Below are 23,176 nucleotides of genomic sequence, written 5' to 3'. Positions count from 1 at the left end.
AACCTCACTGGCGAATAGGCAGGTAAACCGAAAATTCGGTATGTCCTGGCCAACTGTTAAATTCAATTTTACCCAAATGCTGATCGATAAGATTACGGGCGATAGATAAACCAAGACCCGTACCGCCCTCGCGGCCACTGACCATCGGATAGAATACGGTATCTTGTAATTGTGTTGGTACACCGGGACCATCATCTTCAATATCAATCCGAGCGGCTAAGCGGTAGCGCATGCCATGTAGCGTCACTTGGAAAGCGGTTCGGGTGCGAAGTGTAATTGTGCCGCCAGTCTCCCCGAGAGCCTGTAATGCGTTACGAGTGATATTCAGTAGTACTTGTTCTATTTGGTCTGGATCATGGGCAAGCTCTGGGAGGCTTGGGTCATAGTCGCGGATTAACGTGACGTTATCTGGTTTTTCCAATGAGACTAATTGGCAAACCCGTTCAGCAACCTGATGAATACTCTGTGTAATATGTTGGCCAGGCCGCTGTGGGCCTAATAAGCGATCAACCAAATTACGTAGGCGATCTGCCTGTTCAATAATCACTTGGGTATATTCCAGCAACGCTGGATCGGGTAACGCTTTCGCTAATAATTGCGCAGCTCCCCGTAGGCCTCCGAGTGGGTTTTTAATCTCGTGAGCCAATCCGCGCACTAAATCACGTGCGGCAACTTGTTGAGCGTGTTGCAATTGCTCTTGGCTTAACCGGCGCTGATTATCCATTGGGGCTAATTCTAGCAGAATAAACCCTTCCGCTAGGGACTGTGCGGTCAGCGATAAAATATGTGCCCGGCCATCAACAACTAATGTTACTTCGTTATCAGTAAACCCTTGTCCGGTTTGCAAACTCTCTCGCATCAACACGATATTCAGTGAAAAATAGCCTAATAAATCAGGTAGAGGTGTACCAAAAAGTTTACGGGAGCTTTGCGCCAGAAGTTGCTGGGCTGCGGGGTTGGCATAATGAATAGCCAAATCATCATCTAACAGCAGAATGCTATTAATGAGAGTATTGAGGATCTGCCCAGCATCGGGCAGCGTGCCTGTTGCCATAATGCAGACTCCTGCATAGCTTCGGTGCATTGATACCCGTCATCTATAGGGTATGTTTCTATTCAGTCCATCCTATTGCTTCAGTTGTAATAGAATCAAGGGGATGATGACGAAAACGAAAAGTGGAGAAAAAAGCCCATCCTAAGATGGGCCAAAAGTTTCCACGGCAACAACCCTTCATCTTTCAAGTTGTCGGTCTGTTGGCTGCTTTCGCTCGCCGCTTTCCTACACCTTGAAATCTATTAGGTAAATTTAAACGCTGTAATACAGTTCGAACTCAACAGGATGCGGAGTCATACGCACGCGATCCATTTCTTCTCTACGTAGCTCGATATACGCATCGATAGCATCATCGGTGAACACGCCACCACGAGTCAGGAACTCGCGATCTTCGTTCAATGCGGCCATGGCTTCGTCCAGTGAACCGGCAACTTTTGGAATCTCAGCTTCTTCTTCCGGTGGCAGGTCATACAAGTTTTTGTCCATCGCATCACCTGGGTGAATTTTGTTGATGATGCCATCAAGACCAGCCATCAACAGTGCGGCGAAGCACAGGTACGGGTTAGCAGCAGGGTCTGGGAAACGCGCTTCAATACGGCGAGCTTTCGGGCTGGCAACAACAGGAATACGGATAGAAGCTGAACGGTTACGGGCTGAATATGCCAGCATGACCGGTGCTTCATAACCTGGGACCAGACGCTTGTAGGAGTTGGTGGTCGGGTTAGCCAAGGCATTAATGGCTTTCGCATGTTTGATGATACCGCCGATGTAGAACAGGGCGATTTCAGACAGGCCGCCGTATTTGTCGCCAGCGAACAGGTTAGTACCGTTCTTGGACAAAGACATATGGCAGTGCATACCTGAGCCGTTATCACCGAACATTGGTTTTGGCATAAAGGTCGCTGTTTTACCAAATGCGTGCGCCACGTTGTGTACGACGTATTTGTAAATTTGGATCTCATCTGCTTTCTTGGTCATGGTATTGAAGCGGGTAGCCACTTCATTTTGACCCGCGGTAGCTACTTCGTGGTGGTGTGCTTCTACCACTAAGCCCATCTCTTCCATCGTCAGACACATGGCAGAACGGAGGTCTTGTGCAGAGTCGACCGGAGGAACAGGGAAGTAACCGCCTTTTACTGCAGGACGGTGGCCTTTGTTGCCGCCTTCGTATTTGGTGCTAGAGTTCCATGCACCTTCGACGTCATCGATGGACACGTGTGAACCACGGATGCTGCTACCAAAACGGATATCGTCAAACAGGAAGAACTCTGGTTCTGGTCCGAACAACACGGTATCAGCGATACCTGAAGACTTCAGGAAGTCTTCAGCACGTTTGGAGATAGAACGTGGGTCGCGGTCATAGCCCTGCATGGTGCCTGGCTCAAGAATGTCACAACGAATAATCAATGTTGAATCAGCGAAGAACGGATCCATAACTGCGGTGCTGGCGTCTGGCATCAGTACCATGTCGGATTCGTTAATGCCTTTCCAGCCACCAATCGAGGAGCCATCAAACATTTTGCCTTCTTCGAAGAAGTCAGCGTTGACTTGATGAGCAGGGATCGTGATGTGCTGCTCTTTCCCTTTGGTATCAGTGAAACGTAAATCAACAAATTTCACTTCGTGCTCATTCAGCATCGTCAAAACATGTTCAGCGGACATACTTATATCTCCCGGATTTGTCATAGTCGTCGTCGTGGAACGATTACCGTGTGTTACTGCATTTATGGTGTTCAGGCGCTTTGCCGGTAAAAAGCTCTTTCAAAAAAGGTCACTTCAAAAACGTTTTACCTGGAACGATGCCGCCATAAAAATCATCAAGCCATAAATCGTGTCGCGCTAAATGCTTATCTCAGGATCCATGCCAAAGATTCAAGCGAGCGATCCATGCTAAAGCTATTCATGATAAAATACGTTGCGAAATCTATGCCAACTTTCCAAACCCCCCATTTATGCCATATCATGGGGGTCTGCTGATAATCAGTATGCACCAGGATAGTTATATTGCACTATTCTGGTGCCTCATTTGCGCCGTTGGGCACTATTTTGGTGCAAGAGTGGGCCGGAAGGCTATTTTTGCACCGTGAAAGGGATCACAAACACACCGCCGTCAGGTTGTTTATAAGAGAATTTTGTGATCTTGTTTAGTCCCTCGCTTAATACGTGTACAATAGCGCGCTATTTCTAAATGCCTGAGGCAAAAAAGCTGTGATCGAGAATCTGCGTAACATCGCCATTATTGCGCACGTTGACCATGGGAAAACTACCCTGGTTGATAAGTTGCTACAACAATCTGGTACTTTCGGTGAACGTACTGAAGCAACTGAACGTGTAATGGACTCCAACGATTTGGAGAAAGAGCGTGGGATAACCATCCTCGCAAAAAATACTGCCATTAACTGGAAAGACTACCGCATCAACATCGTTGATACCCCAGGACACGCCGATTTCGGCGGTGAGGTTGAGCGTGTAATGTCTATGGTTGACTCTGTGCTGTTGGTCGTCGACGCAATGGATGGCCCAATGCCGCAGACCCGTTTCGTGACCAAAAAAGCTTTTGCTCATGGTCTGAAACCTATCGTGGTTATCAACAAAGTTGACCGCCCTGGCGCGCGCCCTGACTGGGTTGTGGATCAGGTGTTTGACCTGTTCGTTAACCTGGATGCGACCGACGAACAACTGGACTTCCCTATCATCTATGCATCTGCATTGATGGGTATCGCGGGTGAAGACCACAATGATATGGCAGAGGATATGACCCCGCTGTATCAGGCGATTATTGACCATGTTCCTGCTCCTGATGTAGACAGTTCTGGTCCGTTGCAGATGCAAATCTCCCAACTGGATTACAACAACTACGTGGGTGTCATCGGTATCGGCCGTATCAAGCGTGGTATCGTTAAGCCTAACCAGCAAGTTACTGTTATCGATAGCGAAGGTAAGACCCGCAACGGTAAAGTGGGCAAAGTACTGGGCCATATGGGTCTGGAACGAATCGAAACGACTCAGGCAGAAGCTGGCGACATCGTTGCTATCACCGGCCTGGGCGAGTTGAACATCTCTGACACTATCTGTGATGTGAATGCGGTTGAAGCACTGCCACCACTGTCTGTTGATGAACCAACGGTAACCATGTATTTCTGCGTTAACACCTCTCCGTTCTGTGGTAAAGAAGGTAAGTATGTGACTTCACGTCAGATTCTTGACCGTCTGAACAAAGAGTTGATCCATAACGTAGCTCTGCGTGTTGAAGAAACTGAAGATGCTGATGCATTCCGTGTATCAGGCCGTGGTGAACTTCACCTGTCAGTTCTGATCGAAAATATGCGTCGTGAAGGTTTCGAACTGGCTGTTTCTCGTCCTAAAGTTATCAACCGTATTATCGACGGTCGCAATCAAGAACCTTTTGAAAGCGTAACTCTGGATATCGAAGAGCAGCACCAGGGCGCAGTGATGCAAGCCATGGGTGAGCGTAAAGGTGACGTGAAGGACATGATCCCAGACGGCAAAGGCCGTATTCGTCTGGATTATATGATCCCAAGCCGTGGCCTGATTGGCTTCCGTACTGAATTCATGACCATGACTTCTGGTACCGGCCTGCTGTACTCCACATTCAGTCATTATGATGATGTGCGTCCAGGTGATATCGGCCAACGCCAAAACGGCGTGCTGATCTCTAATGGTCAGGGTAAAGCGGTTGCGTTCGCATTGTACAAACTGCAAGACCGCGGCAAGCTGTTCATCGGTCACGGTACAGAAGTGTATGAAGGCCAGATCATCGGTATTCACTCACGTTCTAATGACCTGACGGTAAACTGCCTGACAGGTAAGCAGCTGACTAACATGCGTGCATCCGGTACTGACGAAGCAACCACTTTGGTTCCTTTCCTCAAGAAAACGCTGGAACAGGCACTGGAATTCATCGATGACGATGAATTGGTAGAAGTTACCCCGCAATCAATCCGTATCCGTAAGCGTCACCTGACGGAAAACGATCGTAAGCGTGCTGGACGTGGTCCAAGAGAAGGTTAATTCTTCTTTGCATTGTTGATACTTAGGGCGCTTAAGGCGCCCTGAGTTCTTACTTTTCCTATCCTCTGCGTCCTTGAAGCTGCAACGATGTTAGCTTCGCTCACTCACTCACTTACTCACTTACTTACTCACCGACTTGCATCACTGATGTGTGTAAGCTCATCGGGTTTTTGTTCACTTGTTGCAGCTTCAATTTTAGTTGACTACGACAAATGACTTTGAGGAGACTTCCTGTTTTTTTGCCATTACTGTAAAAATATTATTTTTTCTGCCTGATCCCTCCTTTTTCGCCCTCTCCCTATTCAGTCTTACCTTTTCCCGTTACAGTGAAACTCACCATCTAATTGGGAGAGCGTTATGCTGTATATCTTTGATCTAGGGAATGTGATTGTTGATATCGACTTCAAACGCGTTTTGGGTGTTTGGAGCAAATTAAGCAGTGTTCCGTTGGCTACATTGAACGAGCGTTTTACGATGGGAGAGGTATTTCAGCAACATGAGCGTGGTGAAATCAGCGATGAGGATTTTGCCCACCAGCTCAGTGATGAAATGGGGATATCCTTGAGTTTCGAGCAGTTTGCTGAAGGTTGGCAGGCGATATTTGTCGCTTTACGGCCTGAAGTTATTGATATAATGCATAGACTGCGTAGTGAAGGGGATCGTGTTGTCGTGTTATCGAACACCAACCGCTTACATTGTCATTACTGGCCAGAACACTATCCTGAAGTCGCTGCTGCTGCTGATCACATGTATCTGTCGCAGGATTTGGGGATGCGTAAACCGGAGGCCAGAATTTATCAGCATGTACTGAACGCTGAAAATATACCGGCAGAGCAAGCCGTGTTCTTTGACGATGTAGCGGCGAATGTGCTCGCAGCCAAGGCTGTTGGTATAAATGCTATTCATGTCACCGATAGACAAATTATTCCCACTTATTTTTCCTTATAATTTCGTGCTCTAATCATTAATGGGTTAGCCTTAGTCGTGCTAACCCTTATCACGCTGGCCCACCCCGAGCTTTATCGTGTTGACAGAGAGACGAATATGGCAAGTTTCCCGCGTTTTCGCTTACTTTCCCCCTTGAAACCCTGTGTCACTTTCGGGCGGATGCTGTACACCCGAATTGATAAAGATGGTCTGACGATGCTGGCCGGGCATTTGGCCTATGTTTCGTTGCTCTCTTTGGTACCCTTGATTACGGTGATTTTTGCATTATTCGCTGCTTTCCCGATGTTTGCTGAGATCAGCGTAAAGTTAAAAGCCTTTATATTTGCTAATTTTATGCCTGCTACGGGTGACATCATCCAAAATTATCTTGAGCAGTTTGTTGCCAATTCAAATCGTATGACCGTGGTAGGGACCTGTGGCCTGATCGTTACTGCCTTACTACTGATTTACTCCGTCGATAGTGTGCTCAATATTATTTGGCGCAGTAAAATTCAACGCTCACTGGTCTTTTCATTTGCAGTTTATTGGATGGTATTGACGCTGGGGCCGATTCTGGTGGGTGCCAGCATGGTTATCAGCTCGTATTTACTGTCACTACACTGGCTGGCACACGCTAGGGTCGATAGCATGATCGATGAGATATTACGGCTATTTCCGTTACTGATCTCCTGGGTTTCTTTTTGGCTATTGTATAGCGTGGTGCCCACGGTGCGGGTGCCTACCCGAGATGCGCTTATCGGCGCACTGGTAGCCGCATTATTATTTGAGTTGGGTAAGAAAGGGTTCACGATGTATATCACGCTGTTTCCCTCTTATCAGTTGATTTATGGGGTGTTAGCGGTCATTCCCATTTTATTCCTCTGGGTTTACTGGAGTTGGTGCATTGTGTTATTGGGTGCAGAAATCACCGTGACATTGGGCGAATACCGCACCGAGCGCCATCAGGTGAAGAGTGACATCACCCAGAGTCAGGAGATGTAAGGCATTATGATTGCGTTGATTCAACGGGTGCTCAGCGCCAGTGTGGTGGTCGAAGGGAATATCGTAGGTGAAATTGGCCCAGGCTTACTGGTATTACTCGGCGTTGAGCAAGGAGATACTGAGCAAAAAGCACGGCGTTTATGTGAGCGGGTGCTGGGGTATCGGATTTTTAGCGATGAGAATGACAAAATGAATCTCAACGTCCAGCAAGCTGGGGGCAGTGTGCTGGTGGTTTCGCAATTTACCTTGGTTGCTGATACTCAAAAGGGTATGAGACCCAGTTTTTCCCGTGGTGCGATCCCGCAAGAAGCTAACCGGCTTTATCAGTATTTTGTTGCTCAGTGCCGTGAGCGTGGTGTAAAAACGGAAACAGGACTCTTTGCAGCAGATATGAAAGTTAGCTTAGTAAACGATGGTCCGGTAACTTTCTGGTTGCAAGTCTAGAGGCGAACATTGCTCAAAACAGGGGGCTCCTCCTGCTTGATATCCCTTGTTTGTTCTTTGGCTGCAATGCTAATGACTTTGGGTATCACATGGTTTTTATTGGTAATTTTAAAGAGAGAACGCTCCTATGTATCACTTGCGTGTGCCCACAACAGAACAAGAACTCAAAGATTATTATCAATTCCGTTGGGAAATGTTACGCAAGCCACTGCATCAACCTATTGGCTCAGAAAAAGATGCCTACGATGCAATGGCCCATCATCAAATGGTTGTGGATGAGCAGGGTAAAGCGGTCGCCATTGGGCGCTTATATATCAATGCCGATAATGAAGCGGCGATCCGTTTCTTGGCGGTGGCTCCGTCAGTACGTAACAAAGGTTTAGGGACGCTGGTGGCCATGACGTTAGAGTCAGTGGCGCGTCAGGAGGGAGTCAAACGTGTGGTGTGTAGCGCGCGTGAGGATGCCGTAGACTTTTTTGCCAAACTGGGTTTTGTTTGCCAGGGAGAGATAACGGCACCGCAAACGACACCTGTACGCCATTTCTTAATGATCAAACCCGTGGCGACGATGGATGATATTTTGCATCGGCCCGATTGGTGTGGTCAGTTGCAGCAAGCTTGGTACGACCATATCCCCCTGAGCGAAAAAATGGGGGTACGTATCAGCCAGTATACCGGCCAGCGTTTTGTTACCACTATGCCAGAAGCAGGGAATCAAAACCCTCATCATACGTTATTCGCGGGTAGCCTTTTCTCATTGGCAACCTTAACCGGGTGGGGGCTGATTTGGCTATTGCTGCGAGAGCGTCATTTAGGCGGCACTATTATTCTCGCCGATGCACATATTCGCTACAGTGCTCCCGTTACCGGGCGGCCAAGAGCTATTGCCGAGTTGAGTTCTCTGAGTGGGGATCTAGATCGGCTGGCGCGTGGCCGCCGAGCCAGGGTGCAACTAGACGTTAATTTATTCGGCGATGAAAATCAGGGGGCTGTTTTTGAAGGGACTTATATGGTGCTACCTGTTGCGGCAGGCGATGATATGGCTAACTAATCCTCTGTTATCCTTCAAATCACTGACATGAGCCAGTGATTTGCCGCCGGACGATGATGAAACTGAGTATTATTCGCCTGCTCGTTATTGCAAGGCAGATCACTGGATAACAGAACTTGCCTAATTAACCGCCCTTATTGCTCTGCTGTGCCCTGCACGACCCCATGTAATACCGTTTGATTAATTTGTTGTCCGTTACCGTCAGTTGCCTGTAGAGAGCCGTTAAGGGTGGATTTCAATGGTGCGTCGGCTGTCAGATTGCCCTTTATCTGCAATTTCAAGTTACCCAGCCCTTGCAACGGTAATGCTGGCCATCCCCAGTTCTGTAAAAAATTAAGGTCAATAGAACGGCCTGTCAGCGAGAGGGATAATGCTCTGTCTGGGGTTTGATCAATACTGGCAGTGGCTTCTAGCAACCCCTCTTTGGTAAACGCACTTAAATCACTGAACGTGATCTGTTGTTCATTGGCGTTCAGCGCCAGTGAAGGACGTCGGATATCGTTTTTATTGAATGTTGCATTACCGGCATTCAAAACCAGTGAACCGGACCATACGCCCCATTGGTGGTTTTTTGCCAGTAATAGGTTGCTGCCTGTTGCATCTAATGAGGTTATTTGGAATGGAAAATCTGGACTGATATCAATGAGTAAATTACGGTTAGCACTGAGTTTACCGACATACACCTCAGACAGCCAGTCGGGTAATGTTTGTTGCCACTGCTGCTTCCAATCGTTTGGTAGAGTGTAAACCAGTGCAACAACAGTCAACTCACCCAGTTGTAACCGATGCGTAGCACGGGACCAACTCCCCTGCGTTCTTAACAGACCATCTTGCCAACGAGTAGTGAATTGGTTAATCGTCACGCCCTCAGGAGATAAGGTAAAAGTCGCGATTGGGTCAATCAGATGAATATTTCCTTTAATAATATCACTGGCATTGAACACCAGTTCGCCATCATCACTTTGCCAATCCCCTTGTTTAAAGGTGATGTTTTTTAGCGTCAGATCGACATCATTCACAGCCCAGCCGTCCCCTTCAACTCGCGCATCAATCAAATCAAACCGTTTAAGGGTGACAGGAGGTAACTGTAAAACGTTATTCCAGACATCTTTTAAGCTGGCCGTTGTTTGCAGGCGGATATTACTCAGACGTAGGCGATCAACTAGCCAACTACCATCAGCAGACTGACTAGCATTGCCGGTCAATTCCCCTTGGGCGACATTGGCCCCGAAATTGGTCAGGGTCAGGATATTTTTCTGTATTGAGCCTTGCAGATAAATCTGTTGAGCTGATATGTCATTAATCGTCAGGAAGCCAGCACTGAAATGGAATTGGGTATTTTCCCCAAAGCTGTTACCTGGCAGTGGTTGCCAAGGTACTAATCCCCCGTTGACATGCTGACCTGCAATTTCCCACTGACCCGTCGCATTTTTTGATTCAACCGTGGTATTCAGTGTCATGTTGGTTAACTGTAAGGTATCAGCCTGTAATGGCAGCGGCGATGTGCTGTTATTGAGGGTTAAGCTACCATTTTGTAATTGCAGGCTGAGAAAATGGTAAGGATCAGTCAGTTGACGCCAACTCAGGCCAAAAATGACCTGCTGAGCGGTTAGGAACGGGGGTTGATCGGCACGTGCTAGTGTGACATCACTAAAACTGATTTGCCCCGGTTGGGACCATCGATGATCGATCCCCCTTAGAAAGAGGTGATAACCACTGTTATTACTGACCCAACGACTAAGCCAGCTAGCGGCCCAACTGGTCTGAAGCACCGCGTAGCACAGCACGATAGACAGCGCAAACAGCAGCAATAACGTTAGCAGCGTTTTCCCGAGAAATTTCATCTGGTCAATCCACGTCTGTCAGTATGAGGAACACTGTTTATGCCGCAATTTGTCCATTAGCTCAATAGATAATCAGCTATCTGACCATAAAAAAATGGCCGGTATCATTAATGACCGGCCATTTCAGTGATGTACTAGGGTAAAGACTATTTTTCTTGTGGGAAGAGTAAGTTAAGTACGATGGCAGTAATACCGCCAGCTGCAATCCCAGAAGAGAACAGAGTTTTGATCCAGTCAGGAGCAAATTGCAGAATCAGTGGCTGCTGTGCGACACCCATACCAACTGCCAATGATAAGGCCATTATCATAATCGCCCGGCGATTCAGGGTCTCGCGTGACACAATACGCACCCCAGAAGCCGCGATAGTCCCGAACATCACGATAGTTGCTCCACCCAGTACCGGCTCAGGAATATGCTGTACAAACCCAGCGACGGCAGGGAACAGGCCCAGAATGATCAGCATTATCGCCACAACAAAACCGACATAACGGCTGGCAACGCCGGTCAATTGGATCACGCCATTATTCTGACCGAAGCAGGAGTTGGGGAAGGTATTGAATATAGCGGACAGCATCGAGTTCAAACCATTGGCCAGTACGCCGCCTTTCAGGCGCTTCATATATAACGGGCCGCGAACCGGTTGCTCTGATACATCAGATGTTGCGGTAATATCGCCGATGGTTTCCAGGGAGGTCACCATAAAGATCAGCATCAGAGGAATCAGTAGGTTCCAGTCGAAAGACAATCCGTAGTACAACGGCGTTGGAATAGTAATCAGAGCAGTATCTACAACCGGGCGGCTCTCTGGCAACATCCCCAATGCCCAGGCGAGCAGATAACCCACGGCCATAGCGATAACCAGAGAGGCAACACGTAAATACGGGTTACGCTGGCGGTTAAGCAGAATGATCACCACCAATACGGCACCGGCTAATAATAAGTTTTTCGGTGCACCAAAGGTATGATCACTCATCGCACCATAACCACCGCCAATAGATGTCAGCCCAACTTGAATCAATGACAGGCCGATAATCATCACCACAATACCGGATACCAGCGGGGTGATAATACGGCGTGCCAAATGCAGCACACGTGAGAGTAAAATCTCGGTGCAGGATGCGGCCATTAACGTACCGAATAGCGCCGCCATCATCGTTGGGATATCCGCCCCACCGTTTTTTAGCGCCAGCCCCCCCATGATCAATGGAGAAACGAAGTTAAAACTGGTGCCTTGAATTGATAACAGACCTGAACCCACGGGGCCCCAAGTTTTAATTTGCAGTAAAGACGCTAAGCCCGAAGCAAACAATGACATACTAATAATGCGTTGAGTATCTTCTGCGGGTAACCCCAAAGCCTGACAAATCAATAAGCCAGGGGTGATTACCGCAACAAACATCGCCAATAGATGCTGGCAAGCGGCAAACAGTGTTTGTGGGAGTGGAGGTCGGTCTTCTAGATGGTAGATCAATTCGCTGGGGCGAGCCGGTGACGGCTGTGCAGTATCAAGTTTGGCAGATTGCGTAGACATGGCGTGGTATTTCCAGATCGGCAAAGGGGGCATTCTAATGATCCGACTCACAAAAGCAATCGTTTGCGCTGGGTTTTTATATTATTTCTATTTTTTGCCAGTTCACATTTTTTATGACTAAACTTGTATTCTTCACCGTTTTTTTTTCTAATCCTCTCCTCATATTACTTTGGCGTTTTTTAAGGAACTGTCTAACGTCATATTTTTATTCGATATTTTATCGCATGGAGTACCAAGATGTTTCATCTCGATACCTATGGCACGCTAGTCGCGGCCTGTCTGGTTTTACTGTTAGGCCGAAAACTTGTACAAACTGTCCCTTTCCTAAAGAAATACACTATCCCTGAACCCGTAGCCGGTGGTTTGCTGGTGGCTTTTATGATGCTTCTGATGCAGAAGACGCTGGGTTGGGAAGTCAGTTTTGATATGTCTCTGAAAGATCCTCTGATGCTAGCCTTCTTTGCCACGATAGGTTTGAACGCCAACTTGGCCAGTTTACGGGCTGGAGGTAAGGCTCTAAGCATATTTGTCTTTATCGTCGTTGGCTTACTGCTGGTGCAAAACACCATTGGGATTGTGCTGGCTAAATTGATGGGGTTGGATCCCTTAATGGGTCTATTGGCTGGGTCCATCACATTATCGGGTGGGCACGGTACCGGCGCTGCGTGGAGTAAATTATTCTCTGAGCGTTATGGGTTTGAAAACGCAACAGAAGTTGCCATGGCTTGTGCAACCTTTGGTTTGGTACTGGGTGGTTTGATTGGTGGCCCGGTCGCTCGTTATCTGGTGAAGCACTCTTCCACGCCAGAGGGTACCCCGGATGATAGCGCCGTACCCTCTGCCTTTGAGAAGCCCTCTGCTGGTCGCATGATCACATCACTGGTGTTGATAGAAACCATCGCCATGATCTCTATCTGCCTGATGGCCGGTAACCTGATTGCAGGTTGGTTGCAAGGGACGATGTTCGAGTTACCGATCTTTGTCTGCGTACTATTTGTCGGAGTAATCCTTAGCAATACACTATCAGCCAGCGGCTTCTATAGAGTCTTTGATCGGGCGGTATCCGTGTTGGGAAATGTCAGTTTATCACTGTTCCTGGCAATGGCGTTGATGAGCCTGAAGCTGTGGGAACTGGCTTCATTAGCATTACCGATGTTGGTGATTTTGTCGGTACAGGCGTTGGCAATGGCACTCTACGCGATATTCGTTACCTACCGTATCATGGGCAGAAACTATGATGCAGCGGTATTAGCCGCAGGGCACTGTGGCTTCGGCTTGGGGGCTACGCCAACAGCGATTGCCAATATGCAAGCCATCACCGATCGGTTTGGCCCATCTCATTTGGCGTTCTTGGTGGTTCCGATGGTTGGCGCGTTCTTTATTGATATCGTCAATGCGATTGTGATCAAGCTTTATCTGTTGTTGCCAATATTTCCAGCCGTAACAGGGTGATATACCCGTCATGCTGCGAGTGGTATGTGCGCTAGCAGCCCTCGCTCGTTCCTGCCACTTACTTATGTGAGTGACTGGGGAAATTAAGAAGCCTGAGGTTATTGACAAAGTGCACGTGGCGCGGGCGCTATACTCCCCCGCCTATCCTCACCGTTTCAGAGCGAGCTATCGGGGTTTGTCAGCCGTCTGAGCCTCATTCTTGAGGCTTAGGTTATTGACCACTAATTATTTAGGATATTAGGACTGATAGGGCGGGGGGATCGGCCCTGTCATTTGCACGCTTTACGCATTGGTATACCGCGCCCGTTCCGGCAACCAGCGTTCTATCAATGCCTTGGCATGTTCAGGGTATTGTTGATGCAGATGGCGGGCGACCCGCTGAACTTCTGGGATCATCGCTTGATCACGAAGTAGGTCGGCAACCTTAAACTCTGCGCTACCTGTTTGCCGTGTACCCAATAGCTCACCGGGACCACGGATTTCCAAATCTCGCTGTGCAATAACAAAACCATCATTGCTATCACGCAATACCTGCAACCGCATTTGGGCAGTTTTACTTAATGGTGTTTTATAGAGTAATACACAGTGAGAAGCGATGGCACCGCGCCCGACACGTCCACGTAACTGATGTAATTGTGCCAGCCCTAGTCGCTCGGGGTTATCGATAATCATCAAACTGGCATTGGGCACATCAACCCCTACTTCAATCACTGTGGTTGCGACCAATAACTGTATCTCACCCTGTTTAAAGGCTAGCATAACCTTCTGTTTTTCAGGGCCTTTCATCCGCCCATGAACCAAGCCAACTTTAATTTCCGGTAAGGCAATTTTTAGTTCTTCGCAAGTCACTTCGGCAGCCTGAGCCTCCAGTAGCTCTGATTCTTCAATCAAAGTACATACCCAATACGCTTGCCTACCCTCTTCCAAACACGCGTTTTTAACCCGCTGAATAACATCACTACGGCGAGTATCCGGGATTGCCACCGTTGTCACGGGGGTTCTGCCTGGCGGTAATTCATCAATCACGGAGGTATCGAGATCTGCATAGGCGGTCATGGCTAATGTTCTTGGGATCGGGGTTGCCGTCATGATTAATTGATGTGGATGGAAACCTTGCTCCTCACCTTTTTCCCATAACGTGAGGCGCTGGTGAACACCAAAACGATGCTGCTCATCAATAATTACCAGTGCTAACCCCGAGAATTGCACCTGTTCTTGAAACATGGCGTGAGTACCGATCACCATGGAGACCTGACCGCTGGCAACGGCCTCTTGTTGTGCTAACCGCGCTTTCCCCTTCTGCTTGCCTGCCAACCAGCCGACGCTAAACCCAAGAGGTTCCAGCCATTGACGGAAAGTAGTGGCGTGCTGTTCTGCCAGTAGTTCAGTCGGTGCCATCAAGGCAACCTGCTTACCGTGAGCGATGGCCCGTAGTGCGGCCAGTGCGGCTACCAGTGTTTTGCCGGAACCGACATCCCCTTGAATCAGTCGCATCATCGGGAAACTTTGGGTCATATCCCGTTCAATTTCGGCGACGACCCGTTGCTGGGCTTGAGTAGGCGTAAAAGGTAGGGCGGCCAGAAAACGTTGTTTAAGTTGCTCTTCGGCCATCAACGGCAATGCCCGGTAGCTTTGTGCACCCGCCCTGACCGCCAACATACTGAGGTTATGAGCCAGCAGTTCCTCCATGACCAGACGCCGTTGAGCGGGGTGTTTCCCTTGTTCTAAATCAGCTAATTGAATATCTGCCGGAGGGCGATGCAGAGTATGGATCGCTTCAGGCAGGCTGATGAGAGAACGGCTCAATTCAATTGGCAGTAACTCAGCAATAACACAGGTATCCAGCATTGCCAGCGCCTGATCGATAAGTTTGCGCAGGGTTGCCTGACGAATGCCCTCGGTCGTGGGATAGACTGGTGTCAGCGATTCCTGTAATTCAACGCCAATATTCTCGCCATGAACCCGATATTCAGGGTGAATGATTTCTGGCCCGTTATTACCCCGCTTGGCTTCACCATAAGCAATGACATGTTTGCCTACTGACAGGCTGTTTTTCATTGCCGCATTGAAGTTAAAAAATCGCAGGGTGAGAACGCCGCTACCATCGCTGATTTGACAGGTCATCATACGGCGGCGGCCAAAGCTGATATCAGAGCGTAGAACTTCACCTTCAACGGTGACCGAAAGACCGGGCAGCAGATCACCAATACGATATAGACGAGTGCGATCCTCATAACGTAACGGAAGGTGCAGCAGCAGGTCCTGAATGGTTTCCAAACCTATCTTGGCGAGTTTTCCAGCCTGACTTGCGCCAACTCCGGAAAGTGTACTGAGGGGTACGGCATCCAGTAGGCGGCCTTTCATTTAAGACTCCGTGGCTTGCATGGCCGACCACCATTGCGCATCGGCAACGATTTGGCCTTGTTCATCAATATGAGGTTGGGGGAGATTTTTACGTTTGGCAACGTGTGCCAATACCGGATAACCCCCTTCAAACAATAGCCGTTGCTGCTCACTCTCTGCCAGAACGCTGTGTGTACGTTTATACATCCCGGCATTCTGCCGTTGCCGCTGTGCTTCATATAAAATTAGCGCGGAAGCGACAGAAACATTCAGCGACTGTACCATGCCGATCATCGGAATGATGATGTCTTGATCGGCCAGTGCCAGCGCTTCTTGTGAAATACCAGTTTTTTCCTGGCCCATTAAAATACAAGTAGGGCGGGTATAATCGATTTCACGAAAATCAACAGCCTTATCAGATAGATGTGTCGCCAAAATCTGCATGTTTTGTGATTTTAGATAGGTAATCGCATCAGCAATATGGGGATGTGTTTTGACTTGAACCCAGCTATTACTGCCTGCGGCAGAGGAAAGCCGAGTATACATTTGCGTTGTTGGCCAGATGGCATGAATTTGATGGATGCCCACGGCATCGGCAGTTCGAATAATGGCGGATACATTATGAGGTTTGTGGACTTGCTCCAGACAGACCGTTAAATCGGGTTGTCTGGTGGCAAGCATGTCACAAATCCGCGCATAGCGTTGAGGATTCATAGGCGTTAATTACGATTACGGCTAACTTTAACCACATCTGGCATGATACGGATTTTACGCATAATATTAGCCAGATGGACCCGGTTCCGAGTGGTCAGGCGAATAAAGGCGCTATATACCCGGCCATCTTTTTCTTCTGTATTCAAACTCTGAATATTGGATTCAGCAGCGTTAATCGCAGCGGTCAGATTGGCAAGCGCGCCTTGTTGGTTAAACATATCGACTTTAATTTCGGCAATAAACTCTTGCTCGGTCTCTTGGTCCCATTCTACAGCCATAAATTTCTCAGGCTCTTTCTGGTAACCACGGATATTCCGACAGGATTCGTGATGAATAACCAACCCTTTACCTGGGCTGATATGGGCGATAATAGGGTCACCTGGGATTGGACGGCAGCACTTGGCAAACGTGATAAGTACCCCATCGGCACCTTTGATCGGTAACTTGCGGGTACCCGAAGCAGAGGTGGCCAGTGTTGATGGATCGCCCAATAGGTTTTTAGCTACCACTACGCTCATGGCATTACCTAAACCAATTTCTGCCAGCAAGTCATCTACCGTAGCCAGTTTCATTCTATCCAACTCGTGTTTGATATTTTCTTCAGAAATATCAGAGAGTTTACGCCCATTTCCTAATGCATGATTCAGTAACCGGCGGCCAAGGCTGACCGATTCATCACGTTTAAGATTTTTCAGTAATTGACGTATTTTGGCTCGGGCTTTTGAACTGACGACAAAATTCAGCCAGGCAGCATTTGGCCTGGCTCCAGGAGCGGTAATAATCTCAACCGTTTGACCACTACTCAGTGGTTGGGATAGCGGGTATGGCTGACGATCAACACGGGCACCTACGCAGGCATGGCCGATATCGGTATGCACAACATAGGCAAAATCGACCGGTGTGGCACCAGCAGGTAATTCCACAATGCGCCCTTCCGGGGTGAAAACGTAAATCTCATCGGGGAATAAATCAGATTTCACGCTTTCAATAAATTCAAATGAGCTACCCGCGCTTTGTTGTAACTCCAGTAGGCTTTGCATCCACCGCTGAGCACGGATTTGAGCAGTGGTGCCGGACTCACCTTGTTCTTTATAAGCCCAGTGCGCAGCAACCCCCATTTCGGCCATCTGATCCATATCTTCAGTACGGATTTGTACTTCTACCGGTACGCCATGGGGACCGATTAATGACGTATGTAACGATTGGTAGCCGTTAGCTTTAGGGATGGCAATATAGTCTTTTACGCGCCCAGGGCGGGGTTTATACAGGCTGTGAGCCTGGCCCAACACGCGGTAGCAAGTATCGACTTCTTTGACGATAACCCGAAAAGCATAGATATCCATGATTGAATGGAAGCGTTGTTCTTTCAGGTGCATCTTGCAGTAGATGGAATACAGATGCTTCTCACGGCCACTGACCCGGCAAGGAATGCCAGCCTCGGTCAAGCGCCCTTCAATCTCCGCGAGGATTTTCTGAATCATCTCTTTGCGGTTACCGCGCGCGGCTTTTACCACTTCTTTAATGACGCGATAGCGATTGGGATAGAGTGCTTCAAAACCTAGCTCTTCCAGCTCGGTTTTTAAATGATGAATACCCAGCCGGTGGGCGAGTGGGCTGTATATCTCAAGGGTTTCGCGAGCAATGCGCCGACGTTTATCCGGACGCAAAGAGCCCAGTGTGCGCATATTGTGCGTGCGGTCAGCCAGTTTGATCAAAATGACGCGGATATCTTGCACCATCGCCATGATCATTTTGCGGAAGTTTTCTGCCTGGGCTTCTTTCTTGTCACGGAAGTTCAGTTTATCGAGTTTAGATACCCCCTCGACTAACTCGGCTACGCTTTTCCCAAACAACTGTTCCATATCTTGATATGTAGCAGGTGTATCTTCAATGACGTCATGTAATAGCGCCGCCATTAAGGTTTCGTAGTCGAGCCGCATCTCAGCGAGAATACAGGCCACAGCAACCGGGTGAGTAATATAAGGCTCACCGCTGGAGCGTGTCTGCCCCTCGTGAGCATCACGTGCGACAAGATATGCCTGTTTGAGGCGCTTAATCTGCTCCTCTGGCAGGTAACGTTGAATCAGCAGATTCAGGCTTTCAAACAGGTACAAAGGCAGACTCGCAGTCTAATTAACGACGACCTTCAGCAATGGCGGTAACCGCTTGGATCTCTGCGGCTTCCTGCTCTTGCTGCTCTTGGCGCTCACGAACATCGAGAATCTGATTGGTGATCAGGCCTTCTTCGATCTCACGTAACGCGATTACAGTAACTTTATCGTTCTCTTCTGGAACCAGTGCGTCTTTACCGCCGGACTGGATTTGACGTGCCCGACGAGCAGCGACCAACACCAGGTCAAAACGGTTACCAATTTTCTCTACAGCGTCTTGAACAGTTACGCGTGCCATAATTCTGCTACTCCACAGGTGACGAAATGACTGGGCATGATACTGAAACTCTGTTCAGTCCGCCAATAATTTGCTGATTAAAGCGTCATGCCGCTGTTTCTGGCGGCCTAAACGCAGTCGTTCTGCGCGAATAATGGTTTTCAGATCAGACAAAGCCAGATTGAAATCATCATTTACGATTAAATAATCATACTCTGCGTAATGGGCCATCTCTGCGACAGCTTGCTCCATACGCTTAGCGATAACTTCTTCGCTATCCTGCCCACGACCGCGTAAACGGCGATCCAATTCTGTTTTGGATGGCGGCAAGATGAAAATACTGCGAGCGGTTGGCATTTTTGCGCGAATCTGTTGCGCTCCTTGCCAGTCAATATCTAAAAAGACATCAACCCCAGTTGCAAGAACCTGCTCAATAGCCAGACGTGAGGTACCGTAGTAATTTTCAAATACTTTGGCATGCTCAAGAAAAGCATCATCATCAATCATCTGGCAAAACTCTTTTTCAGAAACAAAGAAGTAATGCTCGCCGTGATTCTCCCCTGGACGTTTAGCACGCGTGGTATGGGAAATTGAAACCTGCGTGTCGTACAGCGGTTGTGTTTTTAACAAAGCCTGAATCAGGCTTGATTTCCCTGCCCCGCTGGGCGCGGAAACTATGTATAGCGTACCTTGAACCATGATGACGTTTCAATTGATTAGGTTGGTATACCCTTCTTACCTTGAGGTTGCAGCAGTGTTAGCAGCCCTTTCTCGAATGACTGGCTTTAACCAACTCACCGGGACTCGCTCGTTACCTACCCGCAACACCAATTACTTTGGGTGTATATAGAAAGCAGAAGTGTGAATCTCCGCACAGTATACACGGGTGTCACGCGTCATGCAGCGTTACAACACATTTCACCTGAATGTTTTGCCCATAACCAGCTTGGTTTTCTTATTTTGCGAGGAATATTGTGTCATTTCGGTTTGTTGCAGCAATCACGAAAGTATTTTTCGGCACTGTACGCATTTTACTCTTTTAGGCTTCGACGGGTAGTTTATTTCGCGTTTTACTTCCGACCACAACGGAAGGATGCTTATGAACATACTGAATCTAAAGATAATAATAATCCTATTAATATCTAACATAATAGTGATGGGAGGCGCTTGGGCTACATCAACATGCCCTGATTGGCCTGCAACCAGAATAGCGGTTGAGATTAACGCGTTGGAGCAACAGTTGGATAAGTGGTCGGTCGCTTACCACCAGCAAGGTCATAGCCTGGTTACGGATGATATTTATGATCAATTACAGGACAAATTACGTGTGTGGCAATCCTGTAGGGGGTTACCTGATAAGAAGGAAAGCCAGCCGATCCCTGGCAAAGGGCAATTTCTTCACCCAGTTGCCCATACCGGGTTAAAAAAGCTCAAAGATGAAACCGCCCTCACGGGGTGGATGGCGGGGAGGCAAAATCTCTGGGTACAACCCAAGGTAGATGGTGTGGCAGTGACACTGGTTTATCATGAGGGGAGGCTAGTGCAACTTCTCAGTCGAGGAAATGGAGTAAAAGGTCAAAACTGGACAGAAAAAGCGCCATTTATTTCTGCTATTCCTCAGTATATTGCGAATGCACCTGCACTATTAACGTTGCAAGGGGAGTTGTTCCTACTGATGGATGGGCACCAACAAGCAAAATCGGGTGGGATGAATGCCAGATCGACTGTTGCAGGTGCACTGATGCGTAAGTCTCCGTCCCCGCTATTAGCTCAAATTGGGGTCTTTATTTGGGCATGGCCTGATGGCCCAAAAACCATGAAGGAGAAGGTAACACTATTGCAGGTAATGGGTTTTCCTTTTACAGCTAAATACAGCGAACCCGTAATGTCGCATCTTGATGTCGTGCAATGGCGTCAGTTCTGGTTTCAAGCGCCACTGCCGTTTGTCACCGATGGTGTTGTGGTCAGACAAGAGGAGGAGCCAGCCGGTCGTTATTGGCAGGCAACACCAGGACAGTGGTCTATGGCGTGGAAGTATCCGCCTTTGCAACACATTGCCGAGGTAAAAGATATTCACTTTACCATCGGCCGAACGGGTAAAGGCACGGTGATATTAGAGGTTTTACCGATAAAAATTGATGATAAATGGATTCGTCGAGTGAATATCGGCTCGGTAACCCGTTGGAAAGAATGGGATATCACTCCAGGTGATCACATTACACTGGCACTCGCCGGGCATGGCATCCCTCGGCTAGATAACGTTGTCTGGCGAGTACACCAACGGAATACTATTACGGCACCCGATTGGGATAAATTCCATCAGCTAAGCTGCTTTCAACGTCTACCACATGGCTGTGGACCTCAGTTTTTATCCCGCTTGATATGGCTTAGTGGTCCAGGGGGGTTAGATATTGACGGCATCGGTGGCGGCTTTTGGCAAGAGCTTATGCATCATGGGTTAATTAATGACTTGGCTGGATGGTTATTACTAACACCAGAGCAAATTGCAGGTATCCCTGGCATCGGAAATGCGCGGGCTGAAAAAATTTATCAACAGTTTCAACAGGCAAAGCAACAACCTTTTTCTCGTTGGTTGCTGGCATTGGGGTTCCCGCAGGTTGTTTCCGTTGACTCACAGTGGCAGGCTGTGTTGCGCCGGAGTCTATCTGACTGGGCCACAATGGCGGGGGTTGGACAAGTTCGGGCAAAACAAATCAAGCATTTTTTGGATCACCCCGACGTACAAGCACTAGCTGATTTCTTATCTACTCAGAAGATTGTCGGGTTCGAGCCCACAGAGTAAATCCTCCGAGGGCTATAACTTAATGGTCTGAGTGCTCGTATTTGAATACAGGCAGGCCAAGCCGGAACCGTAAGGCGAGTAATCTGGCGCTAAGCCCGGTGATGAGCGTAATAATAATGACCCAATTATGGGACAGCGGCGTGTATTGCAGAGCAATGTAAATCCAAGCTGCCGCAAATGAGATGCCTGCATAAATCTCTTTCTGAAATACTAAGGGAATACAGTTGCAGAGCATATCGCGTAGTACGCCACCAAAGACACCAGTAATCACGGCGGCAATAGCAGCAATAATAGTACTATGGCCCATATCGAGAGCAATTTGTGCGCCAATAATTGAGAAAACAATCAGCCCAATGGCATCAAGCACTAAAAATAGATGGCGTAAATGCTTCATCAACGGGGCCATCCAAGTGGTGACGATCGCTGCGATGGCGACGATCACAATGTATTCAGGATGCTTAACCCAACCAAGTGGATAGTGGCCCAAAAGCATATCTCTAACTGAGCCACCGCCAATTGCGGTCGCTGAGGCAATAATAATAACGCCAAACATATCCATTTGGCGGCGGCCCGCGGCCAGAGCCCCGGTCATGGCTTCAGCGGTGATACCAATAATATAAAGAATACTGAGTAGCATAATGAATCAAATGTTGGAGGCAATGAAAGGCTGCAGAGTAATCACAAAGCCATATCAACGCGACTGAGATTTTCTAAGCGATACTATCAGTATTAGTTAATCTAATTTAAAATCAGGATATTTATTTGATTTTTTTAAATAAAAAGACAACATCCTTATTGTTTTACATAAGTAAATCTATGAGGTGGTAATCATATTGAGGCCTTATAGAAATACTATTGGCTCTTTTCGCGGTTATCTTGAACTCAGTATTAACCATTATTAATGTTAATGAATATGGCCGTAATATGGAAAATATCACGGCGTTCATCACATTGCCTTAATTTAAGGTGAGGGCGACAGCTACGTCATAATCCAGTGATACACGAACTGAAAGCTCTTTGGCTGTTTCTCTGGCTTTTGATAAAAATAATTCGGCATATGAATCAATCATCATTGCGTAGGCTTTTTCTGCGAACCAGTAAGCCCGCAGAGATTGGACTGCACCCCAAAAGTTGGACGCCCAACTGATTAAGGTGCAGTTTTTATGGGTAATCCTAAATTTTCACTTGAGCTACGGCTCTCCGCCGTACAACATTACCATAAAGGCCGGTATGGTTACCGCCGCATCACACTAGCACTCAGGCGTTGTGGATATCTGATTAATCACAAAACTGTTCAGCGACTGATGGGGGATATGTCCCTGGTGGCGGCTATCCGGGTAAAAAAATACCGCGCCTGGAAAGGTCAGGTTGGTACGGTTGCACCTAACATCCTCAGACGTGACTTCAGTGCAGAAAAACCGAACGAAAAATGGGTAACTGATGTCACTGAATTCGCTATAAATGGTGAGAAACTTTATCTCTCACCGCTGCTGGACGTGTTTAATGGCGAGGTCATCTCGTACAGTCTGTCAGAAAGACCGGTTATGGTGTAAGTATCCCACCAAAACGACCCATTCATTTTTAGAGATC

At 48.0% G+C, this 23,176-nt stretch carries 17 protein-coding genes and 1 pseudogene; 8 read left to right on the top strand and 10 right to left on the bottom strand.

Annotated elements, in window-relative coordinates; translation table 11 throughout:
• Window positions 1-4: 4 nt before the first annotated feature.
• Both glnL and glnA read right to left on the bottom strand, forming a co-directional pair.
• Window positions 5-1,054 (bottom strand): nitrogen regulation protein NR(II), encoded by a 1,050-nt coding sequence (gene glnL, locus AC971_RS19515; RefSeq protein WP_025382002.1) that lies wholly within the window; start codon window positions 1,052-1,054, stop codon window positions 5-7.
• A 252-nt stretch (window positions 1,055-1,306) separates the two neighbouring features.
• On the bottom strand, window positions 1,307-2,716 hold the full coding sequence (glnA, locus tag AC971_RS19510; RefSeq protein WP_025382003.1) for a glutamate--ammonia ligase: 1,410 nt from the start codon (window positions 2,714-2,716) through the stop codon (window positions 1,307-1,309).
• Window positions 2,717-3,262: 546 nt separating this feature from the next.
• Here glnA and typA point away from each other — a divergent pair.
• The 5 genes from typA to fabY all read left to right on the top strand — a co-directional run bounded on the left by typA (window position 3,263) and on the right by fabY (window position 8,510).
• Window positions 3,263-5,086: a ribosome-dependent GTPase TypA gene (typA, locus tag AC971_RS19505; RefSeq protein ID WP_002217380.1), complete on the top strand. Its 1,824-nt coding sequence runs from the start codon at window positions 3,263-3,265 to the stop codon at window positions 5,084-5,086.
• A gap of 357 nt (window positions 5,087-5,443) precedes the next feature.
• On the top strand, window positions 5,444-6,034 hold the full coding sequence (gene yihX / locus AC971_RS19500) for a glucose-1-phosphatase (RefSeq protein WP_025382004.1): 591 nt from the start codon (window positions 5,444-5,446) through the stop codon (window positions 6,032-6,034).
• A gap of 96 nt (window positions 6,035-6,130) precedes the next feature.
• Window positions 6,131-7,015 (top strand): virulence factor BrkB family protein, encoded by an 885-nt coding sequence (locus tag AC971_RS19495; protein ID WP_025382005.1) that lies wholly within the window; start codon window positions 6,131-6,133, stop codon window positions 7,013-7,015.
• A gap of 6 nt (window positions 7,016-7,021) precedes the next feature.
• Window positions 7,022-7,459: a D-aminoacyl-tRNA deacylase gene (gene dtd / locus AC971_RS19490; protein WP_025382006.1), complete on the top strand. Its 438-nt coding sequence runs from the start codon at window positions 7,022-7,024 to the stop codon at window positions 7,457-7,459.
• Between the two features lie 127 nt (window positions 7,460-7,586).
• The gene (gene fabY / locus AC971_RS19485) at window positions 7,587-8,510 is read left to right on the top strand and encodes a fatty acid biosynthesis protein FabY (protein ID WP_025382007.1); all 924 of its coding nucleotides are present in this window, start codon (window positions 7,587-7,589) and stop codon (window positions 8,508-8,510) included.
• A gap of 134 nt (window positions 8,511-8,644) precedes the next feature.
• Here fabY and AC971_RS19480 read toward each other — a convergent pair whose 3' ends face one another.
• The gene (locus AC971_RS19480) at window positions 8,645-10,354 is read right to left on the bottom strand and encodes an AsmA family protein (RefSeq protein ID WP_025382008.1); all 1,710 of its coding nucleotides are present in this window, start codon (window positions 10,352-10,354) and stop codon (window positions 8,645-8,647) included.
• A 146-nt stretch (window positions 10,355-10,500) separates the two neighbouring features.
• Complete coding sequence (locus AC971_RS19475) at window positions 10,501-11,886, bottom strand: uracil-xanthine permease family protein (RefSeq protein WP_025382009.1); 1,386 nt, start codon at window positions 11,884-11,886, stop codon at window positions 10,501-10,503.
• Between the two features lie 237 nt (window positions 11,887-12,123).
• Here AC971_RS19475 and gltS point away from each other — a divergent pair, with 237 nt between their 5' ends.
• A complete protein-coding gene (gene gltS, locus AC971_RS19470) occupies window positions 12,124-13,338 on the top strand; it encodes a sodium/glutamate symporter (protein WP_025382010.1) in 1,215 nt (404 codons plus the stop codon).
• Window positions 13,339-13,620: 282 nt separating this feature from the next.
• Here gltS and recG read toward each other — a convergent pair whose 3' ends face one another.
• The 5 genes from recG to gmk are packed head-to-tail and all read right to left on the bottom strand — an operon-like array spanning window position 13,621 to window position 19,482.
• Window positions 13,621-15,702, bottom strand: coding sequence for an ATP-dependent DNA helicase RecG (gene recG / locus AC971_RS19465; RefSeq protein ID WP_025382011.1), 2,082 nt, complete (start codon window positions 15,700-15,702; stop codon window positions 13,621-13,623).
• Window positions 15,703-16,395 (bottom strand): tRNA (guanosine(18)-2'-O)-methyltransferase TrmH, encoded by a 693-nt coding sequence (gene trmH / locus AC971_RS19460; RefSeq protein ID WP_025382012.1) that lies wholly within the window; start codon window positions 16,393-16,395, stop codon window positions 15,703-15,705.
• A gap of 5 nt (window positions 16,396-16,400) precedes the next feature.
• A complete protein-coding gene (spoT, locus tag AC971_RS19455) occupies window positions 16,401-18,509 on the bottom strand; it encodes a bifunctional GTP diphosphokinase/guanosine-3',5'-bis pyrophosphate 3'-pyrophosphohydrolase (RefSeq protein ID WP_025382013.1) in 2,109 nt (702 codons plus the stop codon).
• A gap of 19 nt (window positions 18,510-18,528) precedes the next feature.
• Window positions 18,529-18,804 (bottom strand): DNA-directed RNA polymerase subunit omega, encoded by a 276-nt coding sequence (gene rpoZ, locus AC971_RS19450; protein ID WP_004392061.1) that lies wholly within the window; start codon window positions 18,802-18,804, stop codon window positions 18,529-18,531.
• A gap of 54 nt (window positions 18,805-18,858) precedes the next feature.
• Window positions 18,859-19,482 carry a guanylate kinase gene (gene gmk / locus AC971_RS19445; RefSeq protein WP_002209000.1) on the bottom strand — a complete coding sequence of 208 codons (624 nt, stop codon included), beginning with the start codon at window positions 19,480-19,482 and terminating at the stop codon, window positions 18,859-18,861.
• A 400-nt stretch (window positions 19,483-19,882) separates the two neighbouring features.
• Here gmk and ligB point away from each other — a divergent pair, with 400 nt between their 5' ends.
• Complete coding sequence (ligB, locus tag AC971_RS19440; protein WP_025382014.1) at window positions 19,883-21,586, top strand: NAD-dependent DNA ligase LigB; 1,704 nt, start codon at window positions 19,883-19,885, stop codon at window positions 21,584-21,586.
• A gap of 19 nt (window positions 21,587-21,605) precedes the next feature.
• Here the strand turns inward: ligB and AC971_RS19435 are convergent, their stop codons facing one another.
• Window positions 21,606-22,223 (bottom strand): trimeric intracellular cation channel family protein, encoded by a 618-nt coding sequence (locus AC971_RS19435; protein WP_025382015.1) that lies wholly within the window; start codon window positions 22,221-22,223, stop codon window positions 21,606-21,608.
• A 574-nt stretch (window positions 22,224-22,797) separates the two neighbouring features.
• On the opposite strand from AC971_RS19435, the pseudogene AC971_RS19430 reads away from it, so the two are divergent.
• Window positions 22,798-23,133, top strand: a pseudogene (locus AC971_RS19430) (IS3 family transposase); the annotation flags it as partial.
• Between the last annotated feature and the right edge of the window lie 43 nt (window positions 23,134-23,176).

Origin of the sequence: Yersinia similis (genome assembly GCF_001053095.1) — a bacterium.
Lineage (GTDB): Bacteria > Pseudomonadota > Gammaproteobacteria > Enterobacterales > Enterobacteriaceae > Yersinia > Yersinia similis.
This window is presented reverse-complemented; position numbering and strand designations above follow the sequence as displayed.